Source organism: Streptomyces sp. NPDC059456 (genome assembly GCF_042750055.1).
Classification (GTDB): Bacteria; Actinomycetota; Actinomycetes; order Streptomycetales; family Streptomycetaceae; genus Streptomyces.
This window is the reverse complement of the sequence record NZ_JBHYVA010000590.1, coordinates 1-5,480: the sequence shown is the minus strand read 5'-3', so window position 1 is coordinate 5,480 and position 5,480 is coordinate 1. Positions and strand designations below refer to the sequence as shown.

General features: G+C 73.4%; 6 protein-coding genes. 4 read left to right on the top strand and 2 right to left on the bottom strand.

Features of this window, described 5'->3' with window-relative positions:
* A partial coding sequence (locus ACFXA3_RS34170; RefSeq protein WP_385193374.1) for an FAD-binding oxidoreductase occupies positions 1-1,390 on the top strand: 1,390 nt, incomplete at its 5' end.
* A 27-nt stretch (positions 1,391-1,417) separates the two neighbouring features.
* Here ACFXA3_RS34170 and ACFXA3_RS34165 read toward each other — a convergent pair.
* On the bottom strand, positions 1,418-1,837 hold the full coding sequence (locus tag ACFXA3_RS34165; protein WP_385193371.1) for an SSI family serine proteinase inhibitor: 420 nt from the start codon (positions 1,835-1,837) through the stop codon (positions 1,418-1,420).
* 401 nt (positions 1,838-2,238) lie between these two features.
* Complete coding sequence (locus tag ACFXA3_RS34160; RefSeq protein WP_385193368.1) at positions 2,239-3,471, bottom strand: M20 family metallopeptidase; 1,233 nt, start codon at positions 3,469-3,471, stop codon at positions 2,239-2,241.
* A 319-nt stretch (positions 3,472-3,790) separates the two neighbouring features.
* Between ACFXA3_RS34160 and ACFXA3_RS34155 the strand changes: the two genes are divergently transcribed.
* The 3 genes from ACFXA3_RS34155 to ACFXA3_RS34145 all read left to right on the top strand — a co-directional run bounded on the left by ACFXA3_RS34155 (position 3,791) and on the right by ACFXA3_RS34145 (position 5,383).
* Positions 3,791-3,994 carry a cold-shock protein gene (locus ACFXA3_RS34155; RefSeq protein ID WP_054227409.1) on the top strand — a complete coding sequence of 68 codons (204 nt, stop codon included), beginning with the start codon at positions 3,791-3,793 and terminating at the stop codon, positions 3,992-3,994.
* A 226-nt stretch (positions 3,995-4,220) separates the two neighbouring features.
* Entirely contained in the window at positions 4,221-4,883 is a 663-nt protein-coding gene (locus tag ACFXA3_RS34150; RefSeq protein ID WP_385193365.1) for a hydrolase, read from the top strand.
* 5 nt (positions 4,884-4,888) lie between these two features.
* On the top strand, positions 4,889-5,383 hold the full coding sequence (locus tag ACFXA3_RS34145) for a DoxX family protein (protein WP_385193362.1): 495 nt from the start codon (positions 4,889-4,891) through the stop codon (positions 5,381-5,383).
* The last annotated feature ends 97 nt before the right edge of the window (positions 5,384-5,480 follow it).

Genomic DNA, 5,480 nt, shown 5'->3' with positions numbered 1-5,480 from the left:
CACCTACGGCAAGGCCTACCGCGACGTCGTACGGGCCCTGCGCGGCGACCTCGAGGCCGCCCCCGACCAGGTCGCCTTCCCCCGCCGCGAGCAGGACGTCGTGGACGTCCTGGACTGGGCCGCGGGCGCGGACGTGGTCGTCGTGCCGTACGGGGCGGGCAGTTCGGTGGTCGGCGGAGTGGAGTACCGCGGCGACAGCCGGGGCGGTGTGCTGTCCCTGGACCTCTCCGCACTGGACCGTGTCCTCGACATCGACACCACCGGCAGGGCGGCACGGATCCAGGCGGGCGTGCTCGGGCCCGGCCTCGAGGCGCAGCTGCGGCCGCACGGGCTGACCCTGCGCCACTTTCCGCAGAGCTTCGAGTTCTCCACCCTCGGCGGCTGGCTGGCGACCCGGGCCGGCGGCCACTACGCCACGCTCCTGACCCACGTCGACGATCTGACCCAGGCCTTGCGCGTGGTCACCCCGGTCGGCGTCAACGAGTCCCTGCGCGTGCCCGGTTCGGGTGCGGGCCCGTCCCCCGACCGGCTGTTCCTGGGATCGGAGGGCACGCTCGGAGTGATCACCGAGGCGTGGATGCGGCTCCAGGACCGGCCCCGCCACAAGGCGTCCGCCTCGGTCCTGTTCGACGACTTCGCGACCGCGGCCGGAGCCGTCCGTGCCCTCGCGCAGTCCGGCCTGCACCCGGCCAACTGCCGGTTGCTCGATCCGGGCGAAGCGGCGCTCGCGGGCGTGGCCGGCGGCGGCCGCAGCGTCCTCGTCCTCGGGGTGGAGTCCGCCCACTTCCCCGTCGCCGACCGGCTCGCAGAACTGGTCGCCCTGGCCCGGGACCACGGAGGTTCGCCGGCCGCCGCCCCGCCCACGGGCGGCGGCCCGGCCGGGGGCCCCGACGACGACTCCGCGGCCGGCGCGTGGCGCTCCGCGTTCCTGCGCATGCCCTACCTGCGGGACGGGCTGGCGCGGATGAGCGTGATCAGCGAGACCTTCGAAACGGCTTGCACCTGGGACCGCGCCGAGGCGCTGTACGAAGCCGTGCACCGGGACCTGGGCGCCGTCGTGCGCAAGGTCACCGGTGCCGAGGCGATGATCAACTGCCGTTTCACCCACGTCTACCCCGACGGCCCCGCCCCGTACTTCACGGTGATCGCCCCGGCGAGGCGCGGCTCGGAAGTCGCGATGTGGGACGAGATCAAGTCCGCCGCGATGGACCTGCTCGGCGCGCACGGCGCCACCGTCACCCACCACCACGCCGTCGGCCGTGACCACCGGCCCGGATACGACCGGCAGCGCCCGGAGCCGTTCGCCCGGGCGCTGCAGGCCGCGAAGGCCGCGCTCGATCCGGCCGGGATCCTCAACCCCGGAGTGCTCTTCGACGGGGAGCGGGGCTGACCGGCCGGCGCGCAGGCCGCGGGACGGTCAGAACGCGAAGACGGGGTTGCCGCCCAGGGTCGCGGACATGGTGCACGCGTTGGAGAAGGTGTGCTTCCAGGAGATGCGGCTGCCCTTCCAGATGCCGTCCGCGGAGACGGTGACGGGGTCGTAGTGCATCGGGCAGACCCGGTTCCGGTCCGGGGTGGCGAGCAGCGCGTCGAGGCGACCCGCGGTGGCGGCGAGGGCGGCGCACGCCGCCTGGGGGTCGGGATGCGTGCCCTGGGCGGTCGGTGCGCAGCTGAGGGCGGTGGCGCGGGAGACGGCCGCTCCCGCGTCGCCGGGGGCGACCGCGAGGACCACGGCGGACGGGGCGTACAGGCTCGCGGGCTGTGCCTCGGCGGTCCCGGCGGCCCCGGCGAGGGGGAGGAGGGCGGCGGCGGTGACAGCGGCGATGCGGTGACGCACGACAGTACTCTCTTTCAATTCGAAGGATGGGTGCAGCATTTGGCTGCGGTGTATCGGCTGGACGGCACTGAGTCTCTCTGGTGCGAAGGTCGCGTGCACATCGATGACCGATTTACGGACACCCCGTTCGATTAACGGCGACCGAACGGTCGTTCTGGCAGCTCAGGCCCGGTGTGCGCCCTCCGCGATCACGCGCGAACGGAGGGTGATGCCGGGTGTGACGAACCGATCGCAGCCCGTTGACCTGCCATCGGCCGCACGCGGTTCATCGAACGTCCATCCAGGCTGACCGGATAGTGCCGTCGTGCGCCCGCTCCCGCTTCCGCTCCCGCCTCAGCACCCTCACCTGCACCTGCACCTTCACCCGTACCCGCACCCCGCCCGGCGTCGGCGCCCTCGGCTCAGCCGCCTGCCGCCGTGGAACCGTCGCCGGCGTACAGGGCGGCGGCCGCGTGCAGGGCCGCCCCGGCGGCCAGTGCCGCCTCGTCGAAGACGACACGTCCCGAGTGCAGGTCGGGGGCCTGTCCGGGCGGGGTTCCGGGCGGACGGGCCCCGAGGAAGGCCATCGTGCCGGGCACCCGCTCCAGCACGTACGAGAAGTCCTCGGCCCACAGGAACGGCCGGTGCAGCCGGTGGACCCGGTCGGGCCCGAGGAGCGCGGTCGCGGTGTCCCGGAGGGCTGCGGTGTGCGCCGGATCGTTGACGACGGGCGGATAGCCCTCGGTGAGCGTGACCTCGGCGCCGGCGCCGTGGGCGGCGGCGACGTGGTGGGCGACGCGGGCGATGCCCTCGCGCACGAGCCGCCGCGTGGCGGGGGAGAGGGTGCGGAAGGTTCCGGTGATCTCCGCCGTGTCGGGGATGACGTTGGCCGTCGTGCCGGCGTGCACCGACGCGACGGTGACCACGGCCGGGTCGTGGACGTCGACGGTACGGGTGACCATCGTCTGCAGGGCCTGGACGATCTCGCACGCGACGGGCACCGGGTCCAGGCCGAGATGGGGGGCCGAGGCGTGCCCGCCCCGCCCGCGGACGCTCACCCGGAGCAGGTCGGAGGCCGCGAACGTCGTCCCGGGCCGCAGGTGGAGGGTTCCGCTGTCGAAGCGGGTGGTGAGGTGCAGGGCGAAGGCGCGGTCCACGACCCCTCCGTCGGCGGTCCGCAGCACGCCTTCGTCGATCATGCGCAGGGCGCCCCCGCCGGACTCCTCCGCCGGCTGGAACATGAACACGACGCGCCCGGCCAGTTCCCGGCGCCGCGCCGACAACAGCCGGGCGGCCGCGACCAGCATCGCGGTGTGGGCGTCGTGACCGCAGGCGTGCATGACCCCCGGCACCCGGGAGGCGAACTCCAGGCCGGTCTCCTCCTCCAGGGGCAGGGCGTCCATGTCGGCGCGCAGCAGGACCGTGGGACCCGGCAGCGCGCCGTCGAGGGTGGCGGTGACGGAACTGAGGCCGGAGCCGGTGGCCAGATCGAGCGGCAGTGCGGCCAGGGCGTCCAGCACGGCGCGCTGGGTGCGCGGCAGATCCGTACCCAGTTCGGGGTGGCGGTGGATGTCCCGGCGCAGGGCCACGGTGTCGGGCAGGAGGGCGTGCGCCTCCGCGAGCAGCTCCGAGAGTGCCTCACGGGCCGCGCTCACCGGCCTTCCAAACCGCACACACCTCGCCCGTATCGCGAACCGCTCTGACCGCAGAGGGTAGAGGGGAGGGCGCCGGACGGGCTCCGCGCCGCGCGGATGACGCCCCTTTCGGGCGCAGTTCGTGCGGCTCGTCGCAAACGAGTGATCGTTGCTCTCTGGTGAGCGGCAGTTCCGCCGTGTAGCGTCAGCGGCAGCTGTCGTGGTTCGCAGTCCCTGCCCGCGCCCTGGCGTGGGCATTCTGCTGTGCAGTGCCGGACCAGGGCGATCACCTCCCGGGGCCGCGCGGTGCGGACCCCACATCGAACTGAGAGGTACGAGCATGGCCAGCGGAACCGTGAAGTGGTTCAACTCCGAAAAGGGCTTCGGTTTCATCCAGCAGGACGGCGGCGGTCCGGACGTCTTCGCGCACTACTCCAACATCAACGCCAACGGCTACCGCGAGCTGCAGGAGGGCCAGGCCGTGACCTTCGACGTCACGCAGGGCCAGAAGGGCCCGCAGGCGGAGAACATCACGGTCGCCTGATAGCGGACCTGTTCACGAGGCTCCCGGCGCGATGCGCTCCGGGAGCCTCGTGCGTTCCGTCCCCGGGCCGTCGCCGCGCCGTCCCCGGGCCGTGCGCTGTCGTGCCAACTGCCGTGCACGGGAGGAAAAGCCGGCCGCCGGGCCGGTCGTAGTTTCGAGGGGTGCCGGGCCGCGGGAACACGGCCGACGGCGACCGATCTCCACCGTTGCGAGAGGACCCCCCCTCATGTTCGACACCGACGCCGTGCAGGCCGCCCCCAGCGAGGACCTGCTCACGCCCGACAACTCGGTGATGCTGTTCGTCGACCACCAGCCGCAGATGTTCTTCGGGACCGGCAGCGGGGACCGCGCCGCGATCATCAACAGCACGGTGGGTCTCGCGAAGGCGGCCCGCGCGTTCGACGTGCCGGTCGTGCTGACCACGGTGGCCGCCGAGTCCTTCTCCGGGCCGCTGCTTCCGCAGCTCGCCGACGTGTTCCCGAAGCACGAGGTCATCGACCGCACGACGATGAACGCCTGGGAGGACGCGGCCGTCGTCGAGGCCGTCAAGGCCACCGGCCGCAAGAAGATCGTCCTGTCGGGCCTGTGGACCGAAGTCTGCCTGGTCCTCCCCGCCTTGTCCGCCCTCGGCCAGGGCTACGAGGTCTACGTGGTCTCCGACGCCTCCGGCGGCGTCAGCCCGGCCGCCCACGAGCACGCCCTCCAGCGGATGCTCGCCGCCGGCGCCGTTCCCGTCACCTGGGTCCAGGTCCTGCTGGAGCTCCAGCGCGACTGGGCGCGCCAGGAGACGTACGGCGCCGTCATGGAGATCGTCAAGACCCACGCCGGGGCGTACGGCCTCGGCGTCGTGTACGCGCAGGCCGTCATCGGCGCGCACGCGGCCGGCTGACCTCCTTGGACACCGGCATCCTGCTCCTGCGTCTGCTCGTGGGCCTGCTCATCGCCGGACACGGCGTGCAGAAGATCAGCTCGCACCTCGGCGGCCGGGGCCTCGAAGGCGGCGCGGCCGAATTCCGCGGAGACGGATTCCGCGGCGGCGCCCTGACCGCCCTCGCGGCCGGCGCCGGCCAGATCGGATCGGGGCTGCTGCTCGCCGCCGGACTGGCCACGCCGCTCGCCGCCACCGGCGCCATCGGAGTGATGACCGTCGCCCTCACCGTGAAGTGGCACAACGGCCTCTGGGTGCAGAACGACGGCTACGAGTACCCCCTGGTCCTGATCGCGACCGCCGCGGCCCTGGCCGCCACCGGCCCCGGCGCCTGCTCCCTGGACGCGGAACTCGGCCTGACGCCCTACCCGCTGTGGTGGACGGCCCTCGTCCTCGCGGCGGGCGTCGGCTCCGGACTGCTCACCCGACTCGTCCTGCACCGGCCGGCGCGGGCGCACTGAGCGCGGCGCACGGAGGGGCCGCTGCTGCTCGACTCCGAAGGGGTTCGGCTAGACCGGCATGACGTGGCCCGCCTCGTCGCGCGGCTCGGCCGAAGGG

What these genes read in the sequence shown, in the direction of transcription:
- ACFXA3_RS34150 (WP_385193365.1), top strand. Translation starts at nt 4,221, where the DNA reads ATGTTCGACACCGACGCCGTGCAGGCCGCCCCCAGCGAGGACCTGCTC.
- ACFXA3_RS34155 (WP_054227409.1), top strand. Translation starts at nt 3,791, where the DNA reads ATGGCCAGCGGAACCGTGAAGTGGTTCAACTCCGAAAAGGGCTTCGGT.